Annotated in this window: 17 protein-coding genes and 2 pseudogenes; 11 read left to right on the top strand and 8 right to left on the bottom strand. The window is 47.7% G+C overall.

From position 1 onward, the window contains the following. The first annotated feature begins 43 nt into the window (after nucleotides 1–43). The 11 genes and pseudogenes from TZ48_RS02880 to TZ48_RS02830 all read left to right on the top strand — a co-directional run bounded on the left by TZ48_RS02880 (nucleotide 44) and on the right by TZ48_RS02830 (nucleotide 13,656). Nucleotides 44–2,105, top strand: a pseudogene (locus TZ48_RS02880) (SLBB domain-containing protein). Beyond that, on the top strand, nucleotides 2,102–2,821 hold the full coding sequence (locus TZ48_RS02875; protein ID WP_338062245.1) for a P-loop NTPase family protein: 720 nt from the start codon (nucleotides 2,102–2,104) through the stop codon (nucleotides 2,819–2,821). The pseudogene TZ48_RS02880 and the gene TZ48_RS02875 overlap by 4 nt, the downstream one beginning before the upstream one ends. A gap of 130 nt (nucleotides 2,822–2,951) precedes the next feature. Beyond that, nucleotides 2,952–4,463: a sigma-54-dependent transcriptional regulator gene (locus TZ48_RS02870; protein ID WP_112478194.1), complete on the top strand. Its 1,512-nt coding sequence runs from the start codon at nucleotides 2,952–2,954 to the stop codon at nucleotides 4,461–4,463. Further along, nucleotides 4,453–5,502: a glycosyltransferase family 4 protein gene (locus TZ48_RS02865; RefSeq protein ID WP_162674473.1), complete on the top strand. Its 1,050-nt coding sequence runs from the start codon at nucleotides 4,453–4,455 to the stop codon at nucleotides 5,500–5,502. The genes TZ48_RS02870 and TZ48_RS02865 overlap by 11 nt, the downstream gene beginning before the upstream one ends. Before the next feature lie 169 nt (nucleotides 5,503–5,671). Beyond that, entirely contained in the window at nucleotides 5,672–7,081 is a 1,410-nt protein-coding gene (locus TZ48_RS02860) for an O-antigen ligase family protein (protein WP_112478192.1), read from the top strand. A 111-nt stretch (nucleotides 7,082–7,192) separates the two neighbouring features. Next, complete coding sequence (locus tag TZ48_RS02855; RefSeq protein WP_112478191.1) at nucleotides 7,193–7,921, top strand: acyltransferase; 729 nt, start codon at nucleotides 7,193–7,195, stop codon at nucleotides 7,919–7,921. A gap of 12 nt (nucleotides 7,922–7,933) precedes the next feature. Then, on the top strand, nucleotides 7,934–9,055 hold the full coding sequence (locus TZ48_RS02850) for a glycosyltransferase (RefSeq protein ID WP_112478190.1): 1,122 nt from the start codon (nucleotides 7,934–7,936) through the stop codon (nucleotides 9,053–9,055). Then, nucleotides 9,052–10,479, top strand: a complete 1,428-nt coding sequence (locus tag TZ48_RS02845; protein ID WP_112478189.1) for a GumC family protein — start codon at nucleotides 9,052–9,054, stop codon at nucleotides 10,477–10,479. Before TZ48_RS02850 ends, TZ48_RS02845 begins: the two co-directional genes overlap by 4 nt. 176 nt (nucleotides 10,480–10,655) lie before the next feature. Next, on the top strand, nucleotides 10,656–11,792 hold the full coding sequence (locus TZ48_RS02840) for a glycosyltransferase (RefSeq protein WP_112478230.1): 1,137 nt from the start codon (nucleotides 10,656–10,658) through the stop codon (nucleotides 11,790–11,792). Between the two features lie 30 nt (nucleotides 11,793–11,822). Then, nucleotides 11,823–13,028, top strand: coding sequence for a glycosyltransferase family 2 protein (locus TZ48_RS02835; protein WP_112478188.1), 1,206 nt, complete (start codon nucleotides 11,823–11,825; stop codon nucleotides 13,026–13,028). Beyond that, on the top strand, nucleotides 13,015–13,656 hold the full coding sequence (locus TZ48_RS02830; protein WP_112478187.1) for a sugar transferase: 642 nt from the start codon (nucleotides 13,015–13,017) through the stop codon (nucleotides 13,654–13,656). Before TZ48_RS02835 ends, TZ48_RS02830 begins: the two co-directional genes overlap by 14 nt. A gap of 37 nt (nucleotides 13,657–13,693) precedes the next feature. Here TZ48_RS02830 and arnF read toward each other — a convergent pair whose 3' ends face one another. The 8 genes and pseudogenes from arnF to TZ48_RS02795 all read right to left on the bottom strand — a co-directional run bounded on the left by arnF (nucleotide 13,694) and on the right by TZ48_RS02795 (nucleotide 21,281). After that, entirely contained in the window at nucleotides 13,694–14,008 is a 315-nt protein-coding gene (gene arnF, locus TZ48_RS02825) for a 4-amino-4-deoxy-L-arabinose-phosphoundecaprenol flippase subunit ArnF (protein ID WP_239670680.1), read from the bottom strand. Between the two features lie 108 nt (nucleotides 14,009–14,116). Continuing rightward, nucleotides 14,117–14,464, bottom strand: coding sequence for a DMT family transporter (locus tag TZ48_RS02820; RefSeq protein ID WP_112478186.1), 348 nt, complete (start codon nucleotides 14,462–14,464; stop codon nucleotides 14,117–14,119). Then, on the bottom strand, nucleotides 14,464–16,116 hold the full coding sequence (gene arnT / locus TZ48_RS02815) for a lipid IV(A) 4-amino-4-deoxy-L-arabinosyltransferase (protein WP_112478185.1): 1,653 nt from the start codon (nucleotides 16,114–16,116) through the stop codon (nucleotides 14,464–14,466). Before arnT ends, TZ48_RS02820 begins: the two co-directional genes overlap by 1 nt. 82 nt (nucleotides 16,117–16,198) lie before the next feature. Further along, complete coding sequence (arnD, locus tag TZ48_RS02810) at nucleotides 16,199–17,113, bottom strand: 4-deoxy-4-formamido-L-arabinose-phosphoundecaprenol deformylase (protein ID WP_112478184.1); 915 nt, start codon at nucleotides 17,111–17,113, stop codon at nucleotides 16,199–16,201. Beyond that, nucleotides 17,113–18,390, bottom strand: a complete 1,278-nt coding sequence (locus TZ48_RS24690; protein WP_239670679.1) for a bifunctional UDP-4-keto-pentose/UDP-xylose synthase — start codon at nucleotides 18,388–18,390, stop codon at nucleotides 17,113–17,115. Before TZ48_RS24690 ends, arnD begins: the two co-directional genes overlap by 1 nt. Then, a complete protein-coding gene (locus TZ48_RS24685) occupies nucleotides 18,338–19,096 on the bottom strand; it encodes a formyltransferase (protein WP_239670678.1) in 759 nt (252 codons plus the stop codon). Before TZ48_RS24685 ends, TZ48_RS24690 begins: the two co-directional genes overlap by 53 nt. Before the next feature lie 24 nt (nucleotides 19,097–19,120). Continuing rightward, nucleotides 19,121–19,948 carry a glycosyltransferase gene (locus tag TZ48_RS02800; RefSeq protein ID WP_275426402.1) on the bottom strand — a complete coding sequence of 276 codons (828 nt, stop codon included), beginning with the start codon at nucleotides 19,946–19,948 and terminating at the stop codon, nucleotides 19,121–19,123. A 173-nt stretch (nucleotides 19,949–20,121) separates the two neighbouring features. Next, nucleotides 20,122–21,281: pseudogene (locus TZ48_RS02795) on the bottom strand (aminotransferase class I/II-fold pyridoxal phosphate-dependent enzyme). Between the last annotated feature and the right edge of the window lie 430 nt (nucleotides 21,282–21,711).

Here is a 21,711-nt window from a genome sequence, read left to right as displayed (position 1 = left end):
AATAATGAAGCTTCTCAATACCCTAGCAACACTGTTATTGGCAATGATCGTGGTAGTGTTTAGCCCTGCTGCACTCACTGACGAAAACAACGTCCAAGTTGGCGACCTTATCCAAGTTGATCTACCCGGAGAGTCGAGCCTTAACCGAGCATTTCAAGTCGACAAACGCGGTCGCATTAACCTTCCTGAAGTAGGACAAGTCTTCGTCGCTGGATTTGATGAAACCCAGCTTGAATCTATCGTAGTAGATGCTCTGGGCACAGTCTTTCGCGATACCACCAACGTCAAAGTATTCATCGCCGAGCGCCAGATCCTAATTTCCGTACAGGGTTATGTTGAGGCACCTGGGGAGTACACCATCCCTTATAATTCGAACGTACAAATGGCGTTGCAAGCCGCTGGTGGACTAAGAGCTGGGGCGCAGCTCAATAAAATGATTCACCGTCGCGGAGCAGATCGTATTGAGTTTGATTACAAACAGTTCCTTGATACTGGTGATGACAGCGACTTACCCGCACTAGAGTCCTTAGATATTCTTTTTGTCCCAGCTTCGCCGCTTGTTGGTAACGTGGAACAAGAGTTTGATGCAGCAAAGCTCGCCGACTCTGGTGACAGTGCAGATTCACGCCAAGCGATCAAGGTGTTCGGTGAGGTCAACGCGCCAGGCTCATTTTCATACAAAGCCAATACCGACCTTGTCGATGTTCTTATGCGCGCAGGCGGTGTCACGCGCTATGCCAGCGTCGAGCAAATTCGAGTTATCAGCAATAACTCCCCTATTCTGTTCAACTTAAAACGTTACTTGGACAGTGGAGACACTTCTCTACTTCCACCATTGCAGCCAGGCGCAACCATATTTGTTCCTAAGCAGGAAGAAGAAATCAAATCCGGCTCGAACACCGTTTATGTCATGGGTGAAGTGGCCGCACCAGGCGCGTTCGAGGGTAAGCCAGGTGCGACCTTTATGGATATTCTAGCCAATGCCGGCGGTCCAACGCGTTTTGCCGAATCTCGTCAAATGCGAGTGATTAAATCAGATGGTTCCATCATACCTTTTGATTTGACCGCTTACACTGAGGGTCTCAGCACCGCTCAAGCCCCCTTATCGAAGCTGGTGACGCGATTTTTGTACCTGAGAAAACAGATATCAATGAAAAGTCATGGTTGAAAATCTCACCTGATCGCGCAGTTAATGTTATTGGTGAAGTCGTCAGACTGGGCGCATCGAATGGTCAGATGAAATGGATCTGATGGATCTGTTGGCGCACGTTGGCGGCCCTAAGGGGCGCGCAGATACCTCTAAAATCGAAGTCGCAAACGGCGGGAAAACCGTTGTGTTTAACCTCGATGAATTCATTAAAAAAGGCGCACCACAATCTGAACTTCCCTTTATCGGTGCGGGTGCGGTAGTAAGGGTACACGATCTTCCACAAGACCCGTCTGACAACAAAGCTCAATGGGTAAGACAGAGCTCTGATGCGTCTATCTACGTATTTGGTCAGGTTAATGCACCTGGACGGTATCGCTTTACCAATGAGATGCATTTCCTAGACATTCTCTCCGCTGCAGATGGACCAACTAAAGACGCCGACATTCACAACATTCGTGTGACACATCGTGACAAACCTTATGCAAAAGTCAGTAGGCTCAATTTGTCGACTTACTTTGAAACAGGTGACGAGTCCATTCTACCGCTGGTGAAGCCGGGAGATACTATCTACGTCCCGGAAAAAAACAAAAACTGGCTTGATAAGCCAAAAGAAAAAACGGTTCGAGTACTTGGTGCAGTAAAAAGCCCAGGCCGTTATGTATTCAATGACAACATGACTATTTTGGATATCTTAGCCGAAGCTGGCGGCCCTGATGAGCGTGCTTACATCAGCAAAATCAGCATCGTCAACATGTCGTGCTGTCAAGGGCAAGCTCGCTCATTTGATTTGGTTGAGTTTAGTAAAACAGCAGACATCCGTATGTTACCTGTACTTCGCGCTGGCGATACCGTTTATGTACCCGATCGCCGCAACAGCTTTGCTGAACAAGCACGATTGGGTCTCACTGATATTTTCCGAATCGTTTCGACAATCGCTATTATCGGAGCCCTATGATGACGATACCTGCCACTCATGCTGAGATTGAAGAGCTGTATCTAAATGCTGAGTTAAAGCAGTGCCGCTCTATTTGCCTGACCGCTTGCAATAGTGGGGAAGGTACAACGACACTCGCAAAAGCGCTGACCGAACGTTATCTGCTGGCTGGCTACAAAACACTGCTCGTCGACTTAAATATGTTTCGACCCAGTTTAGTACCACTCGATTTTGATAGGCCTTCGGACAACAGTGATACCTCTAGTCAATTGCTTCAGGAGCAAGACAGTGACACCTCGTCTCCCAAGGTGTTTTTGGGGGTCAGTGTACCGAGCGACCCGAAAACACGTTTGCAGTTTAAAGATCCAATTCAGCTTCGCAAGCAGACTGAACGTTGGTTGGAAGAATATGACCGTGTCGTGTTTGATACTTCCCCCATTCTCAACGTCAATCAAAACAACATACCGGCTCAAGTGGTCGCCAATGCCTGCGACGGTACCTTTTTAGTGGTGCTTAGCGGCGTGACTATGACCAATCAAGTGACAGAAGCGACACAAATCTTGAACGACGCCACGTCCGTTCAGTTGCTTGGATCTGTACTCAACTATCGAGATCAACCGTCGCTTGCCAGCGAGATCTGTCGAGAAATCGATCGCTTAAGCTGGCTACCCAAACGTGTCACCAACTGGATGAAAACTAAAGTTCGCAACAACCGCTTCCTATCTCAATCGATTTGAGCCTTCATTTTGAGAGGCTCCTTGTCAAATTGTTATTATTCAGTACCTTAACATGCGATACTTTGTTGCAAATTGACAATCTGTACTATCATTAAAACAACATCGTCGAATAAAACAAAGGATTGTAAGTATGACACCCAAGGTACTCTTGGTGGAGGACTCGTCTTCTCTCGCCGTTCTCTACAAGCAATACTTAAAGAATGAACCTTTTGACTTACTTCATGCTGCAACAGGCGGTGAAGCAAAGCGCATACTTGAACGTACGATTCCTTCTCTTATCATCCTCGACCTTCAGCTACCCGATATGCAAGGCGACGAGATTTTAGAGTGGCTTGAAGAGAAAAACATCAGCATACCCGTTGTGGTCGTTACCGCGCACGGCAGCGTTGACACGGCTGTGAAGTTAATTCAAAAAGGCGCGAAAGATTTCCTCGAGAAACCTATCCGCGCTGACAGACTCAAAACTTCGATCCAGATCCACCTTAAGCAAGCTGAGCTTGAAACCATGCTGGATGATATTCAGCAAAAAATGGATCGCGAACGCTTCCACGATTTTATTGGTGCCAGCATCCCAATGCAGGGGGTGTATAAAATCATAGATGCGGTCTCCGACACCAACGCAAGCGTATTCATCATAGGTGAAAGCGGCACAGGTAAAGAGGTATGCGCCAACGCCATTCACAATGAAAGTAACCGCAAAGACAAAGCATTCGTTGCCATTAACTGTGGTGCTATTCCAAAAGATCTGATGGAAAGTGAAGTGTTTGGTCATGTAAAAGGGGCGTTTACTGGCGCAGCCACTGACCGAAAAGGCGCCGCCTCACTCGCCGATGGCGGCACGCTGTTCTTAGATGAACTTTGCGAGATGGATTTGGAAATGCAGAAAAAACTGCTGCGCTTTCTACAAACGGGCACGTTTACTCCTTTAGGTGCCACCAAAGAGCAAAAAGTGGACGTACGCATTATCTGCGCGACCAACCGTGACCCACTTTTAGAGGTTCAAGAAGGCCGCTTCAGAGAAGACCTTTACTATCGCGTCCACGTTGTTCCCATCCATATGCCGCCACTGCGAGAACGCGACCGTGACATCGTCACGCTTGCTGAACATTTCCTACGTATCTATTCCAAGCAGGATGGACGCAAATTTGAAACCATAACGAAAGACGCACAGCGCTACCTGAAACGCTATACTTGGCCTGGCAACGTGCGTCAGCTGCAAAACATCATCCGCAATATTGTCGTGCTTAATGATGAAAAGTCACTCGGAGTATCACACCTTCCGCCCGAAATCATGACTTCAACGGCAACTAAATCATCGGCGTCACAGGCACCGAATAACCGTCTTTCTGTCGTACAGCAGACCAGCCCAACGCCTAGCCCGGTAGTAGAAGCAGCCCCTGATATGGCCACGACTTCAATGCCGATGGAGAGCCCTGCTAGTCACACCCCGCCAAATGAAGAACCCAGCCATTCACAAGGGGTAACCATCCGTCCGATGTGGCAAATAGAACGGGAGACCATTCAGCAAGCCATTGACTACTGCGATGGTAATGTACTCAATGCTGCGGTGTTACTGGAGCTCAGCCCCTCCACCGTCTATCGTAAAAAACAAGCATGGGAAGCCGAAGACAGTGCCTCTTAATCCGGTGATTTGGTTACTGCTCGATAGCCGCTCATTTGGCGGCATTGAGACTCATGTCTTGGAGCTCGCCAAGGGATTGCTCGCTCATAACTACCAGGTAAAAGTGGTATTTTCCAACGAATACCACCCAACCCCACCGCTCGAAACAGCGCTAAACCAGAATTCAATTCCTAACATGACCCTGAGCCGTGAGTATCCCAACACCCACCCACTGTTGCGTCTGAAAGAGGCCATTTCTAGCGCTGAGCAGCACAATCAACGCCCAGCGGTGATTCATACTCATGGTTATAAAGGCAGCCTTTTAGCGAGAGTCACTCGCCTTATTGGCTATACCAACTCAATCCGCATTGTCTCAAGCTTTCACGCTGGAGAAACCCCGAAAGGTCGCGTCAAATTTTATGATGCTCTCGATAGATTCAGTGCTTTCCTTAGCGAGCAACGTATCTGCGTCAGTCGCACTATTCAATCGAAGCTTCCCTACAAGAGCATACTGGTAAAAAACTTTGTTCCCAAAGCGCCGCTTGTGTCACTTGCGTCGCGCAATGTCGCGTTTGTCGGCAGGTTAAGTGAAGAAAAAGGCCCAGATACCTTTATTGAAATGGCCACCCATTTTCCAAACCAGGACTTTCATATCTATGGTTCAGGACCGATGGAATCGCTGTTAAAAGAGATTGCTCCGCCAAATGTGCAGTTTCACGGGCACCAATCGAATATGAATGACGTTTGGCAAAGCGTCGACCTTGTTCTGATCACGTCTCGCTATGAAGGGTTACCGATGGCGGCTCTAGAGGCCATGTCCAGAGGAATACCCGTGATAAGCTTCAAGCTTGGTGAGCTTCCTAGTGTTATTGATACTGGTAGCAACGGCTGGATCGCCTCATCTCCCGAAGATATGAGAGCCACACTAAACACTTGGTTTTCACTTTCAGACGCCAAACGCTCGCAAATCAAATATCACGCTCAGCAAACCATTGAACTTAATTACTCTACCGATGTAGTCATACCGACGATGCTCGGGGTGTATGGGCTCAAAGCGTAAATCTCGCCGCTCAATTTGATTCCCAAAATGAGAAACACTCTGCTGTTCAAATTTGGACTTAATCGACTCCCTCTAGAAAGCCCACTGTACAAGGCCTACAGAACATTTCCATGTTTGGCACTCTATTTGCCTAGTTAGTCATTAACGACAAACACAGTGCTAGGTAAATATGACTCAATCATCCACCACATCTTCAATCGACCAAACTAAACACAGCAAACATATTGTGCTGAGTTTGGTCTTGTGTGGTTTGGTTGGGGCGGCATGGGTGTTGGCACCCCATCCTGTGATCGGCCTGGTGGTCGCACTACTGCCGATTGGGATCTTAGTGGTACTTAGCCAAACTTTTTGGCTGGTGACTCTATTTATCGTATTTTCGTTCTTCCGAATACACGAAGTCTTCCCGGTACTTTACCCACTCAAGATCCCTTTGATGCTCTCAGCAGGCGCCCTGGCTGCGCTCATTTGGCATACCGTGTTTAGCCAGAAACTGAGGCTCTATTGGCACCCCACCTACTTTTGGCTGTTGGTGTTTTGGGGACTTGTGATCATCGGTATCCCGTTTGCGTCGAATAAAGGTGTCGCCATCTCCATGTTCACCGGCAACTATGTAAAAATCATCATTATGACGCTTGCGGTATCTTGGCTCATCACCTCATCAAAGGAGCTGTCTCGCTTTTCTTTGGCTATTGTTATCGCAGGGCTCATTGTGGGCTGTAAAGCGCTGTCCAACTCGATCAACGGCATTGGTTTGGTTGAAGGCTCGCGAGTCACCATCGGACGCAGCTTTGGTTCTATGCTCGGCGATCCCAATGATTTAGCACTGGTGCTGATGTTCCCATTGGCCTTTACTGTCGCCACCGCCACTACTCGTGGTGTTGGCATACCGATGCGATTGCTCGCAGCCGCCACTTTCCATCGTGCTATTTTTGCGGTTCTTGCCACGCAAAGTCGAGGCGGCCTGCTAGGCTCGCTCGCTGTGTTTGGCGTGTTTGGCTGGCGATTTATCCAATCGAAAGTGTTGTTCTTTTCACTGGGCTTTATTGGCGCGGTGGTACTCTACGCCGTTGCCGGTATTTCAAGCCGCTCTTCAGGGGGCGCGGCCGAGTCGGGTATCGATGAGTCAGCAATGGGACGCGTTTATGCTTGGGAAGCGGCGTTTAAAATGGCCGTCGATAATCCCCTACTCGGGGTTGGGTTAGACAACTTCTACTACAACTACTTCTTTTATAGCCCTCATTGGGATGGGCTGAACCACGCCGTGCACAGTACCTGGTTTGGCGTGCTTGCAGAGTCTGGCTTTCTCGGCCTCACGGTGTTTTTGCTTTTTATCACCAGTTTGATTAAGTGTGCTAGGCAAACGCTTCGAAACCTTGATGGTGGTGAAGATATCCCTCCTTACCTTCGTTCAATGGCCATGGCCGTCTATAGCGGGCTTGTTGGCACCTTTGTATCAGGCACCTTCTTAACACAAGGGTTCGTATGGCCCATTTACATCCTCGCCGCACTCACTATTGCTGTCTCACAAATCGCTTCTCAATTTGAGAAAAGCAAAACCTCGCGCGCAAAAGTAAAGTAATTGACTGTTTTTATTATAAAAATTTGTTGGCTCAGTTCTTGAATTGAACAAAGTACACAGTTGAAACTGGCGACGTCTCGCCAGTTCAGGGAAAGAACAAGGAACATGATTATGGCTACAGCAACTTCGTTTGATTTCAAAACTTGGCTTCGAAGCCACCCGAATCCTAAAATGCGTCGCCTGTTTGCCATGTTGAAACGAGCGCGTGCAGCAGGGATCCCAACACCCAGCATTTACAACAAACTTATGTACCGTCTCATTACAGTATTAAAAGGCGGCTTCGATACGCTAACTCGACTTTTCATTTACACGCCAGCATTTAAGGGACGTCTCGCTAGCTGCGGGCATTCACTCTATCTCTATAGCGGTCTCCCATTGGTAACTGGTCCACTAAAAATAGAGCTTGGCAACGAATGCCGTGTATCCGGTCACACCACCTTGAGTGGCCGCACGACGCCTCATCCAGACCCATCGGTCACTCCAACCCTCAAGGTTGGCAGCAATGTTGATATCGGTTGGCAAGTGTCCATTGCTGTAGCAGGAAAAGTGGAAATTCAAGACAACGTGCGCATCGCGGGTCGCTGTCAGCTGTTTGGCTATTCAGGGCACCCTTTGAATGCCGAGCAGCGCGCTTTAGGCGCTCCAGATGAAGATCATAGACTGGGTGACATAGTCTTAGAGCGAGACGTTTGGCTGGCAACAGGAGTCACCGTTCAGCCCGGCGTGACGATTGGTAGAGGGACTATCGTCGCTGCTGGGAGCGTGGTAACACACGATTTGCCAGCTAATGTGATCGCTGCGGGCTCACCTGCTAAAGCGGTCAAACACATCACCCAATAAGAGGATAGAGCAATGCGAGATCTGATTGTTTTCGGTGAGGATTACGGAGCGCTACCTTCCAGTACGCAGCATTTGATAAAGCGCTTAGCGAGCAAAAGAAAAGTTTTGTGGATCAATTCGATTGGCCTCAGACAGCCACGCTTAACGACAAATGATATGAAACGCGCACTTGGCAAAGTGCTTGGCAAGGGCAAAGCTAGCCAGTTTCAGCCCTCGCGCATCGATAAGCCTGCTAGCATGACCATCGCTAATATTCACACCTTGCCAGCACCGCGAGCGGCTTGGAGCCGTACGCTAGCGGCAAAAGCGATGGCATACCAACTCAAGCCGATGATCGATAACCTACAGCTTAACGATCCTATTGTTTGGACATCACTGCCTACCGCATCCGATGTCTGTAAGCTCCTCGGACAGCGTTCTATTGTCTATTACTGCGGCGATGACTTTGGTGCACTGGCCGGCGTGGATCACGACACCGTTCTCGAGCATGAAAGTGGATTAGTCGATCAGGCAGATTTGGTGATCACCGCCAGTGAAAAGCTGTGCTCAAAATTTCCAAGCCACAAAACCCGTTTGCTCAGCCATGGCGTTGATAGCGAACAATTTTCTAAGCCCGCCAAACGCGCTTTAGATTTACCCAATCGAGGTAGGCCGATTGCTGGTTTTTACGGCAGTTTGTCAAACTGGCTCGACTATGCACTACTCAATCAAACCATTGCTGCTTTACCAAACTGGGACTTTGTCTTTATCGGTCAAATTGAGCTTAGTTCGCTGCCAATTACTGCGGCAGATAATGTATTTTATCTCGGAGCAAAGCCTCATCACGAGCTGCCAAGATACAGTCAGCACTGGACCGTAAGCTTGCTGCCATTTGTACTCAATGAGCAAATTAAGGCCTGTAATCCGCTAAAGCTGAAAGAGTATCTAGCGGCAAGAACGCCTATCGTCAGCACCGACTTTCCAGCTATCACTGGTTATCGCGAACATGTAAATGTGGTCAGCAATGTCGAAGGTATGGTGGTCACGCTAAACCGGATTGCCAGTAAGAACCAAACCTTACCCAAGGGGTTAGTCGACTGTGACAGCTGGGATAATAGAGCAAGCACACTCGAACTATATTTGGAGGCACTATGAGCGAGCTTAAGATACGTCTATTAGTGATACTGACAGCGGCGTGGCGTCGCCGTTACGCGATTGTCATCCCTATTCTTGTGATGCCAATCATTGCTTATGCCGTTGGTGCGATGACGCCGCCTAAATACAAATCTCACACCAGCATGTTGATTCAAGAAACTGCGAAAATGAACCCGTTCCTTGAGGATATTGCGGTCTCCACCATGCTCAAAGAAAGGCTATCGGCACTCAAAACCCTACTTAACAGTCGCCATGTGCTGCTCTCAGTCGCAAGTGACTTGAATCTCATTGACGACACCATGAGCCCTTATGAGCAAGACCAAGTCATTGCGAAGATATCATCTAACTTAACGGTCAGTCAGCTCGGTAAGGACTTTATCAAAATCGAACATTCAGCTTCTTCACCGGATGGCATGAAAGCGTTACTAGAGTCGGTAAGTGTACACTTTATTGAGGAACTGCTAGCGCCAGAGCGTTCATCTATACGCGATTCAAGTGAGTTTCTCACCATTCATATTGAGAAACGCAAACAAGCTTTAGAGCAAGCGGAGCAAGCATTAGCGGAGTATTACAATGCGCACTCGGCTGCGACTCCTGAAATGCAAAGTGAGAATTTAAGCCGCTTGGCTAAACTCAAACAAAAGCTTGCAGAAAAACAGGCTGAGCTTGCGGGTATTGAGAAAAGCCTCGGTACCTTAGACCAGCAGCTTTCAAAAACCAATCCAATCGTTGGTCGTTTAGAAGAACAGATCATTGAAATCCGTAGTGAATTGACTCTGCTGAAAGCCAAGTACACCACCTCCCATAGCGCCGTACAGGCCAAGCTGCGTGAACTTCAAAGGCTAGAGCAAGAGCGATCAGTATTACTCAGCAGTGAACAAACTGGACTCGATTCCGACCAGCTATGGGATATTGCCAGCGCAGCAGGTACTGGCAGCAGTAGCCGCGAATTTCAACCGCTATTGATTACCCAACTTCAAAATCTTCAAGTAGTGCGTGGACGATACGAGTCGTTGAAACAAGAAACCTCAAGTCTAGAGTCAATGATTGCCGAACTGACCGCCAATGCTAAAAACTATGGTAGCAACGCCAAACAGTTATTGCGTCTGCAACGTGACGTCACGTTAAAACGTGAACTGTATGACGAACTGGTAGAGCGCTACGAAATGGCCGAACTTACCGGCTCACTGGGTATATTCGAGCAGAATAAACGCGTCAAAGTGATTGACCTACCCTACACCCCGAGCAGCTCGACCAATTTGCCAGCTATTGTGTTCGCTATACTGGGGGTCATTGCCGGGATCGCGCTTGGGATTGGCACCGCGATATTCCTTGAGCTATTTGATACGACCATTCGTCGTCGCCAACAGCTCGAAGACGCCAAACTGCCTGTCATCACTGCCATTCCCAAAATCAGTTTCTAGATTTGCTATTTTGCATGTCATTTCGAGAAATGGCATGCAACCTTTCCTAACTCTCTGTTTTAAAATACATTAAATTCTTGGCACACTAAGTGCAATTCTCCTAGTCAATAACGCTGCCATCGTTGATTTGCAACACGACGAGAACGGCGAATAAGACAAGTAAGGAGACGAGAATGATGGCAACTCAGCGTGATCAATCCACAAAAAAGCAATCCATAAAAAACCAAGGCAGAAAAGCGACACTGACCACAGTGCATGTTGTTCAACATTTAGCGCCAGGCGGCCTTGAAACCATGGTCATTGAGCTCCTAAAGCAAACTCCCGCTCACGAGCGCTGCTACATCATCAGCTTGGAAGGTACTCAGCAACAGGCCATTCAACACTGGCCTATTTTAAGACACTTCCAGTCGCAGTTGGTGTTCTTAGACAAAGCTGAGGGGTTTCAACTATCGCTGATTAAACAGCTCAGCGCCGAGCTGAAACGCCTCAGTGCCGACGTAGTACATACTCATCATATTGGTCCATTGCTGTATGGTGGTATCGCCGCAAGAATGGCACGCATCACGACTTGCATTCATACCGAACACGACATGTGGCACCTGCAAAACACCAAGCGTCGCCACGTTGAAACGCTCGCGCTAAAACTTGTGAACCCTATATTGGTTGCAGACGCAGATGAAGTGAGCAAGCAGTTGAACGAGCTATTTCCATTTACAGAATCAAAGGTGATTAAAAATGGTATCGACTGCAACCGCTTTGTTCCTGCCAACCAAGCCGCTGCGAGACGTATTCTAGGGCTACCAGCAGACACTCTAATCATTGGTACTGCCGGCCGATTAGTTCCCGTTAAATCCCATACAACGCTCATTAAAGCGGTATCACGCCTGCCAGAGAACACGCACTTGGCGATTGCTGGCGCAGGGCCTTTAGAGCAAGAGTTAAAACAGCTTTGCCAACACCTAAACATTCGCCATCGCGTGCACTTCTTGGGACTCGTGAGCGATATGCCCAGTTTTTATCAATCACTGGATTTGTTCTGCTTACCATCAAGCTGTGAAGGATTTCCACTGTCTCCGCTGGAAGCTCAGGCGTGCAATATCCCTGTCGTGGTCACCGACGTAGGCGCAGCGCGAGAAACGTTGTGCCCTCTCTCCGGGCTTACGACCAAATCCAAACGCGTATTTTCGCTATTGGCCACACTTGAGAAAGCCATGGCGACTCGCCACTTATTTACACCAAGAGATTTTGTGGTCGAGCATAACGATGTTCGCACCATGAGCCAAGCGTACCGCGCACTGGCGGTTAAGGCATAAATGATGACTCACGCAATTCAAGGAATAGATATGCAAACACTACTTATCAGCTTGTTTTGGACTAGTGCTTTTTTTATTGTCTATCACCACGCTATTTACCCAATGTTACTAAAATGGTGGGCGTCACGACATCCGCTACCTAAAGCAAAGCGAGTGTCGCTTTATCAACTAGACAACAATGCTGCGCTGCCATCGATCACTATCGTTATCCCTGCTTACAACGAAGAAAAGTGGATAGCCGATAAGATCCGTAACTGTGCAGTACTCGACTACCCTAGCGACAAGCTTGAAGTCATCATCATCAACGACGGCAGCACTGACAACACTATCCATGTTGCGGAAGAAACCATTCAAGAAGCCATCTGCTGCGATACTCTGTTTAGGATCATCGACAATGAGGATAACCAAGGAAAAGTGTTCCGACTCAATCAACATTTGTCGGCCATTGAAACGGACATCACATGTATCTCCGATGTGTCAGCATTGATTTCTATTGATGCCCTCAAACTCGCAGCGCATCACTTTCAGGACAAACATGTTGGCGTGGTTAACTCGACGTATCAGCTCTTAGAGCAAGATGAACGTGGTGAGTCTCTGTACTGGCGCTACCAGAACCAGGTGAAATACAGCGAGTCTACGCTAGGCTCTACGATTGGTGCCCACGGTGCGCTCTACTTCATTAGAGCAAACTTATTTGAAGTGCTGCCTTACAACACCATCAATGATGATTTCATTATTCCTATGAACATCGTTCGTCGTGGTCATCGAGCCGTATACGAACCACACATGAACGCTATTGAAATGGAAAGCAGCGGCACTAGCCAAGACTTTAAACGCCGATTACGTATCTCTGCTGGCAACATGCAGCAAATTATCGCACTAATGTCGCTGTTTGCACCGCAGCACAAGGGCACCGCGCTTACCTTCTTTTCCGGAAAAGGATTAAGAGTGCTCACCCCTTATTTGATGCTCATATGCCTGATTACCTCAGCCATATTGGCGCCAAGTAGCGCATTATTTACCAGTTTTCTACTACTACAAGTGGCGCTCTATGGCTCTGTAGCTATCAGCGTCCTTATCCCAAAACTACAGTCCATTAAGCTAGTACGAGCATTTACTTACCTAGTTGTTGGACACACTGCAAACTTAATCGGTGGTCTTCGCTATCTAATTGGCTTAGAGAACGGCGCATGGAAACGTCTACCACAACAGGAGAATGAACATGAAAAAGGTTAATATGGAAAAAACTCTGATTCGTACCTCAAAGCGTATCTTTGACTTGGTCGGCGCGAGTGTAGGTATGCTCATTCTCGGCATGTGCTTTATCCCTGTTGCGTTAGCGATAAAGCTAACCTCAAAAGGTCCGATTTTTTATCAGCAGCTTCGCGTTGGTAAATGGAGCCCAACAAAAATGGACTTTATCCATGTGCTTAAATTCAGAACCATGTACATCGATGCAGAATCACGTACAGGTGCAACTTGGGCAACGGAAAACGACCCGCGTATTACACCTGTTGGCCGTTTCCTTCGCAAAACGCGTCTCGATGAGCTGCCACAATTTATTAATGTACTTCGTGGAGACATGTCGCTTATTGGCCCGCGCCCAGAGCGTCCGGACTTTTATCAGAGACTAGAAAACGATATCCCATTCTTTGTTGAACGCACTTATGATGTGCTTCCTGGTATCACAGGGCTTGCGCAAGTTAACCAAGGTTATGATACCTGTATTGAAGATGTGCGCAGCAAAGTGGGATTTGACCACAGTTACGCACTGTCGCTTTCATCGTATAAATCGTGGCTAATGACGGATCTGCATATTGTGTTCAAAACACTGAAGATTATGGTGGATGGGCGCGGTCGTTAACACGTAATCAAAGACCGGCATTTCAAAAAAATCCAGCTCAAGAGCTGGATTTTTTTGCAGTGAAGATGAGAGTAAGGCCAAGAAGAATACAGCCGATACCTAAAAGCTTAACCCAGCTAAATGGCTCATCAAGCCAAGGAAGCGTGACCGCTAGGGCGTAAACGATGACATAGCTTAGACTGAGCAGCGGGTAAGCAACACCAAGCGGTAAGTGCTTCAATGCCATAACCCAGCAACCCATAGACAGTGCGTAGCATCCAAGACCGATAGCGACGCAAAGTAGCGCAGGCCAAAACTCAGCGACAATCGTTATCACATCGATTGCCATTAGAGCAGGTTGAAGTGTCCCCACCCGGCGGACAATCCCCCATGCCCCATTTCATTGCGAGTTGTGCGACAGAAATAAGCAGTACACTCACCAGTGCAATAGGAAGGCCAGCTTTGAGATCTTTCAATACCATCAGTGCGCGCCTCCAATGATACCGATACCAATCATGATCATCATGACACCAAGCCACTGTCTTGGCAGGACCACTTCGCCAAAAGCAAACTTAGACACCAATAACATGATGACGAAGTTAACGCTAAGAAGAGGGTAAGCGACTGACACGTCCCACTGGCTCAATACACCAAGCCAAGTAATCGCACTCGTGCCCAAAAAACCAATACCTAAGATCATTGGAAAACTGAATAGCTTACCCATCATCGTCAGCTGCGGATTCTCTTCAAAGTACATAGCTGCTCGCTTTTGCCAATATTGACTGAGCGAGCTAGCCAGTACAGAAATAATGTACAGCAGTACCGTCATTACTCTGCCGATATTTTATTGAAGATCAAAGCATGGTAACGACCGCGATCAACGTGATCATCTGCCACCGGGAAGTCAGCTGGCAGTGCCGGCAAGTTCCTAAAGTGAAGCAGCACTGGTGCCGTCTTTTGCTTCTCTTTAATAAAGTCACCAAGCTCTGCAAACGGTACCCAACGATGGTTAGCATCGTCGTAAGCCAAACCATAATCGACTTCGCCCATACCTTTTGTTAGGTAGACATCGGTGCGTTTTAGATACCAGTTTAGCGCTGACATGGTATCTGGGTAATCAGCAATCAGCACCATTTCGTCGGTCACTTTCGGTGCTAGCTCCTCCATGAAACGACCTGGCATTTTTGAATCAATGGTCGTGTTTGGTACCACGGTTGAGAACAGTGCAAACAACGCCAGTGGAGATAGCATGTAGGCTGCAAACTTGTGCTCAAACGCCTGAGCTTTAGCGGCAAAAAATGCACACGCTGCCCAAAAACCTAAAATAAACAAAGCAATCCAAGGACGGTACGACTCGGTCTCATCCAATGGTAGTTTGCCCATGAAGAACATAACCATCAAGGTGATCGCCACAATCGCGAAGAATGCACCGTTAATTAGTGAGCCAATCGTTAAGCCTTTCGCTTTCTTGCTATACGCTTTAAGGATGCCGTGTGTCAGCAAAATCGCAATCGGTGCCATACAAGGCAAAATGTAGGTCGCCAACTTACCGCTCGCATAAGAGAACAGTAGAAACGGCATCAATGCCCACAAAATGGAGTAACGAATCAGCGGCTTGCTAAGCTCACCTTTAAGCTGAACAGTCGCTGATGGTGCCCAAAACACCCAAGGAAGCGTCCCTAAAAATAGGAACGGAACGTAATACCAAATCGGCGCTGCGTGTTGGGCATCTTCTGCTGAGAAGCGGTGAATGTGCTCTTCCCAGAAGAAGTAGTTCCAGTAATCAGGTTCGGCAGCATGAATCGCAAGTGACCAAGGTAGACAAGTGATAAATGCCACCAGCATCACCCACCAGCCCCAACGAAGGATCTCGAGGAACTGCTTTTGCAAAATCATGTATGGCACAACGACAATCACTGGCAGTGCTAGAGCAAGGAAGCCTTTAGTAAGAACAGCACAGCCACAGAAGAAACCCGCGAGACCATAGTGGAGCCAACGCTGCTTGGTACTTGTCGCTTCTGTAGCAAAGTAAAACGCCGCATAACAAGCCGTTAGCCAAAATGCGAGCATGCCATCAAGGACACTATAGGTACCAATTGCGGCCACCATAAACATGCTCAAAAACACGCCTGCCGTTAGCCAGCCTTGACGTCGGTCTGCCATTCGACTTACCAGCGACACCAGGAATAGCGCACCACCTAAGGTTGCCAATGCTGACGCAATACGCACAGCGAAATTAGTATCACCGAATACTACTTGAGCAATAGCATTGAACCAGTAGCCCATGATCGGCTTTTCAAAATAGCGCAAGTCGTTGAAGGTAGGAACAATCCAGTTTCCTGACGCGACCATCTCACGAGAGATCTCACCATAACGGAGTTCGTCTGGCGACCACAATGGACGCAAATCGAGCGGTAATATGTAAAGCGCGATAAAAAACAGCGGTACCCATACCGCCCAGTTAATTCGTGATTGTTGCATTCTTCATCCAATTGAATAAAAGCCCATGAAGTCATGGGCTCTGATTGATGGCACGCGAGACACTAAACCCAACGCGCCGCAACTAAAGCCCCATGCGCTCAACAAAAGACGCTTGGTGCGTTAGCCACCCTTCTCGCCCTTCCATCTCGATGTTTTTTATCGAATCTTTTGGAAGTGGCGTCTCTGCTTCATGAAGCAGATCTATCATGGGCACGAATTCTATATTCTGTTGCTTAGCTCTGACAATCAATTCTTCAAACATGTCAGCGCAAACTATCCCTTCGACTTCCGCATGAATGGTGTAAACATTTAGAGCATCACGCTTGATGAGCTTAAGGATAGCGTCATTGTAGTTACTATTGTCGACACCATCTTGGCCGACTAACTCATCATACGTAGGAAGTGTAACAGGAATTTGCGGTGCCATTCCCTCACCAGGAGAGAAGATAGAATCACCACGACAGTCACTGTTATATTGGAAAGGAAACGCGTCTTTTTCGATCAAGGTTTGGTCTGTACAGCGCCAACCGGCAACCGCACTGCAAGGCAGGTCACGACCAGTGATTGCCTTTAGCATATCGTAGCCCTTAGTGATCTCACTGCGCAGTTGCTCGGCTGACATAGTGTCAGTTTTCATCTGCCATTTGTGGTGATCCCAAGCATGTAGGCCAATCTCATGGCCCGCAGTATCGGTCGCTTCAATGATGTGACGGAGCTTTTTACCAATGACAGGCCCAGGCCAAATAGTGCCACGGATCAGGATGTCGTAACCGTATAAGCTTGCCGCTTTTGAGCGAAGCATCTTCTTCAAAAATGCAGGACGCAAAAGGCGCCATATATGGCGCCCCATGTTATCAGGTCCAACAGTAAAGAAGAATGAAGCCTTCACTCCGTGCTTCTCGAAGATGTCGAGTAGCTTAGGAACACCAAGTTTGGTGCCTCTAAAAGTGTCTACATCGATACGAAGACCGACTTTAGTGACTTCATTCTGTTCCATTACTTCTCTTCTGCTACTGCACCTTTAAGGAAGAAATCTAGAGTTTCTTCGATTGTGTCGTTCATGTGAACTGTTGGTTCCCAATCAAGCAGTTTCTTCGCGTTAGCGATGCTTGGTTTACGGTGTTGAACGTCTTGGTAGCCGTCACCGTAGAACGCTTTACTTTCTACTAGGTTGTAGCCAGCAAATGGAGGGAACTGATCACGCAGTGGGTGGTTCTCAAACTTCTCAACCAGTGTCTCAGCAAGCTCTTTGATGCTCGCTTCGTTTTCTGGTGCACCGATGTTGATGATTTGACCGTCACACAGACCTTCTTTGTTCTCAATGATGCGGAATAGCGCTTCAATCGCTTCAGAGATGTCAGTGAAACAACGCTTCTGCTCACCACCGTCGATAAGTTTGATCGGCGTACCTTCAACTAGGTTTAGGATAAGCTGAGTGATCGCGCGGCTAGAACCGATACGTGCAGAGTTCAAGCTATCTAGGCGTGGCCCCATCCAGTTGAACGGACGGAATAGCGTGAACTTAAGACCGTCTTTCTTACCGTAAGCCCAGATAACACGGTCAAGTAGCTGTTTAGAGACTGAGTAGATCCAACGCTGACGGTTGATAGGACCAACGATCAGTGGTGAAGTATCTTCGTTGAACTCAGGATCCGTCGACATGCCGTACACTTCAGACGTCGATGGGAAGATGATGCGCTTGTTGTATTTCACACATGCACGAACGATCTTCAGGTTCTCTTCGAAATCTAGTTCGAATACGCGAAGTGGGTTACGCGTGTATTCGATTGGTGTTGCGATAGCCACTAGTGGAAGAATGATGTCACACTTCTTAACGTGGTATTCGATCCACTCGTTGTGGATAGTGATATCACCTTCAACGAAGTGGAAATCCGGGTGGCTTAGGTGCTCTTCGATTTGGTTCGAGTTCATGTCCATTGCATAAACTTCGTAACCACCGTCGTCTAGAAGACGCTTAGTTAGGTGAGTACCGATGAAGCCGTTAGCACCAAGGATAAGTACCTTTTGGCGCTTCTTAGCGTTAATAAGTGCACTTGCTTGAGGGCCAAAACGCATGCCTTCAACAAGGTGAAGCTCAGCAGCGAGTTGCTCGCCACCTAGGTAAAGACCGTTTTCCGCTTCACCAGACTTAACAATCAATGAGCCTTGAGCACAAGCGATAGTTAGTGGTGATGTAGCAACGATAGTGCCTGGAGTCACGTCATACGTTTTTGTCGCTTGCTTCTGCGTTCCAAATAATAAGCTTACGCTCACCTAGGAAAGTGAATGCACCTGGGAATGGTTCAGTCACAGCACGTACTAGGTTAAATACGGTGCGAGAGTCGTTTGACCACTTGATTTCACCGTCAGCAGGAGTGCGACGACCAAAGTAAGTGGCTTTGCTTTCGTCTTGAGCCGTTGCTTTGAAAGAACCATCAACGATGGTTGGCAGTACTTTGCTTAGCAGCTCGCTAGATGCAACGTTCATGCGCTTGTGAAGCGTTTCAGCTGTATCTTCGTCAGTGATCGCGATCTTCTCTTGACCTACGATGTCACCAGCGTCCGCTTTTTGAACCATTTTGTGTAGCGTCACACCCGTCTCTGTCTCACCGTTTACCAGTGCCCAGTTGATTGGAGCGCGGCCACGGTAAGTAGGAAGCAAAGAACCGTGTAGGTTAAAGCCACCTTTTGGTGCAATATCCAGCACTTCTTGGCTGATCATGTTGCGGTAGTAGAATGAGAACAATGCATCTGGCTTCATTGCACGGATCTTTTCAACCCATAGAGGGTGGTTTACGTCTTCTGGTGCGTAAACTGGAATACCGTTTTTCGCGGCAAGTTTTGCTACAGACTCAAAAAACACATTCTCGTTGCTGTCATCAACATGGGTGAATACCGCTTCGATTTCCACACCTGCTTCAAGCAAGCTACGAACGCCAGTACAACCGATATTGTGGTAAGCAAACACGACTACTTTCATGGATTATTCCTCTGGATATAAATCTTATTCTTTATTCTTCAATTCATCAGTTTCACGCGCTTGCTTAGTGGCTTCGCCCACCAACACATCTTGCACGTAGAAACGAGGGCGCGCTCTAACATCAGAGTATATGCGGCCAATGTACTCACCGAGTAAACCTAGACCGACAAACTGCGCACCCACAAATACAAATAGGATAGCAAATAGCGTAAACAGACCATCGCCTGCCCACTCAGAACCAAACATAATGCGCATCAGCATCAAGATAATACCAAATGCGATACCTGCCGCAGCAATACCACCGCCAACAATGCTTAGTAAACGCAATGGTGCGGTTGTCATACTGGTGATCAAGTCAAACATTAGGCTAATAAGCTTCATAAAGCTATATTTCGACTCGCCATCTGCACGCTCGTCGTGGTGAACGTCAATTTCTGTCGTGTGACGAGAAAAACCGTTCGCCAGAACAGGAATAAAGGTGCTGCGCTCATGACACTCTAGCATCGCATCAACAACGTGACGACGGTAAGCACGAAGCATACAGCCGTAGTCATTCATCTCAACGCCTGTAGAGCGTTTAACCATCTTGTTGATGAGTTTAGAAGGGTAGCGACGAAGTGCGCTGTCTTGACGGTTCTTACGTACCGTGCCCACAGAGTCAAAACCTTCTTCTGCTTTAGCAACTAGATTTGGGATCTCTTCTGGTGGGTTTTGAAGATCCGCGTCGAGAGTAATAATCAAATCACCGCGCACCTGCTCGAAACCCGCCATGATCGCGTTGTGCTGACCGTAGTTGCGGTTAAGGATAACGCCTACAACGTGGCTTCCTTCCTTCTCCGATGCTTGCTCGATGATTTCTGCGCTGCGGTCACGGCTACCGTCATCAACTAGGATCAGCTCGTAGTCTTTACCTAGCTGTCACCCGCTTTCGTTGTGCGATCAATCAGTTCTTGCAAACAGTTTTCTTCGTTGTATACCGGTATAACGATAGACACGAAGTTAATGGCTTCAGTGTGTTTCATGGTTTATCCAATTATCTCTGACACGGCACTCACTACACGCTCTACATCATCCTGAGTCATATCAGGGAAAAGCGGCAACGAGCAAATTTGATTACTGTTACGTTCGGTATTCTGAAGATTTGGGTTGATGTCCCCAAACAGCTCCGCGTAATTCTCGCGGTAGTATTTTTGAGTGTGGCAAGCTTTGAAGTGAATTCCGGCACCAATGCCTTTCTCTTTTAATGCTGCAATAAGGTCATCACGAGTCAAACCAGCAACCGCAGGATCCACTCTGACGATCATTAGGTGCCAGCAGTGTTTGTGATCGTGAGAAGCCAAACCAAGTGGCGCAACACCTTTGATTGACTCAAGCCTAGCGCGGTAAGAGAGTGCAAGCTCGGTGCGTTTGGCGGTGATGTCATCGATACGATCCATCTGCCAAGTGCTAGCACGGCACAGATGTCTGGCATGTTGTACTTAAAGCCAGGTTCAACCACTTCAGCTTGCGGTGCACGACCTTGTGTTTCACGGTCAAAAGCATCTACGCCTAAACCATGGAATTTAAGGCGACGTACTTTATCAGCCAGCTCTGCATCATGAGTGGTAAAAATGCCGCCTTCTGCTGTCGTTACATTCTTAATAGCATGCGTCGAGAACAAGCAAGAACCGCGGTGACCGATTGGCTGACCTTTATATTCTGTGCCGAGAGCATGCGCCGCATCTTCAATCACAGGAATATTGTACTTCTCGCCAAGGGCGTAAATAGGGTCAAGATCCAGCGCAGCACCTGCATAGTGCACAGGGATAATCAGCTTGGTCTTATCGGTAATAAGTGGCTCGATCTTCGCTGCGTCGGTCATTAAGGTATCCGCATCCACATCCACAAAGACAGGTTTCGCACCCACCAAGGTGATCATGTTGACCGTTGAAACCCATGTTAATGAAGGCGTGATAACTTCATCGCCCGGACCAATGCCCATCGCAAGGAGAACAAGGTGCATGCCAGCCGTCGCACTGCTCAATGCAACGCTGTGTGGTGCACCGGTGTGCTGAGAGATCTTAGATTCTAATTCTGCATTTTTAGGACCGGTGGTGATCCAACCTGAACGAAGGACATCCACTACAGACTGAATGTCTTGCTCGTCGACAGCAGGTCGACACAATGGAAGAAAGGACTGGCTCATTTTTTAAACTCACAGTTAGTTCGTGACGCTGTGCACGAAAATTTGACACTAAAGTTTACTAGGGCGTTCAAAGAATTAAAAGGCTTGATATCGACTTACCACACAAAACATTGACATTCTGTACATATAGTCGACAACCATTAGCAAAACAAATCGTTGTTCACCCATTTTCATTAGCAAAATAGCGCTAATGACACGTTTCGTCCAAGAAAGCTCCACAACTGAACGTTTGCCCTGCAATTTTGCCCCAAAAAACCGGCAAAATGGCGCAACGTCAAGTTTGTGTCAATTTAGCGAGCAGACAAGCTATCCCTATGTTCGCTATTCTGGCACAGCAACTGGTTTGAATATGTAACGATTTGTCGTCTCTTCGTTTGTAACTATCAACATCAAAGAGTACACTTCGCTCCCCAGTTTTTGCCCAGTGTCA

The sequence above is a fragment of the Vibrio variabilis genome (genome assembly GCF_003263785.1).
GTDB lineage: Bacteria > Pseudomonadota > Gammaproteobacteria > Enterobacterales > Vibrionaceae > Vibrio > Vibrio variabilis.
The sequence above is the reverse complement of the archived record's forward strand: the minus strand, read 5'-3'. Positions and strand labels throughout refer to the sequence as shown.

Coding starts and splice junctions, on each gene's coding strand:
- TZ48_RS24685 (WP_239670678.1), bottom strand. CDS start 19,096: ATGAAAGTAGTCGTGTTTGCTTACCACAATATCGGTTGTACTGGCGTT.
- TZ48_RS02840 (WP_112478230.1), top strand. CDS start 10,656: ATGGCAACTCAGCGTGATCAATCCACAAAAAAGCAATCCATAAAAAAC.
- TZ48_RS02855 (WP_112478191.1), top strand. CDS start 7,193: ATGGCTACAGCAACTTCGTTTGATTTCAAAACTTGGCTTCGAAGCCAC.
- TZ48_RS02835 (WP_112478188.1), top strand. CDS start 11,823: ATGCAAACACTACTTATCAGCTTGTTTTGGACTAGTGCTTTTTTTATT.
- TZ48_RS02870 (WP_112478194.1), top strand. CDS start 2,952: ATGACACCCAAGGTACTCTTGGTGGAGGACTCGTCTTCTCTCGCCGTT.
- TZ48_RS02845 (WP_112478189.1), top strand. CDS start 9,052: ATGAGCGAGCTTAAGATACGTCTATTAGTGATACTGACAGCGGCGTGG.
- TZ48_RS02850 (WP_112478190.1), top strand. CDS start 7,934: ATGCGAGATCTGATTGTTTTCGGTGAGGATTACGGAGCGCTACCTTCC.
- arnT (WP_112478185.1), bottom strand. CDS start 16,116: ATGCAACAATCACGAATTAACTGGGCGGTATGGGTACCGCTGTTTTTT.
- TZ48_RS02820 (WP_112478186.1), bottom strand. CDS start 14,464: ATGACGGTACTGCTGTACATTATTTCTGTACTGGCTAGCTCGCTCAGT.
- TZ48_RS02875 (WP_338062245.1), top strand. CDS start 2,102: ATGATGACGATACCTGCCACTCATGCTGAGATTGAAGAGCTGTATCTA.
- arnD (WP_112478184.1), bottom strand. CDS start 17,113: ATGGAACAGAATGAAGTCACTAAAGTCGGTCTTCGTATCGATGTAGAC.
- TZ48_RS02860 (WP_112478192.1), top strand. CDS start 5,672: ATGACTCAATCATCCACCACATCTTCAATCGACCAAACTAAACACAGC.
- TZ48_RS02830 (WP_112478187.1), top strand. CDS start 13,015: ATGAAAAAGGTTAATATGGAAAAAACTCTGATTCGTACCTCAAAGCGT.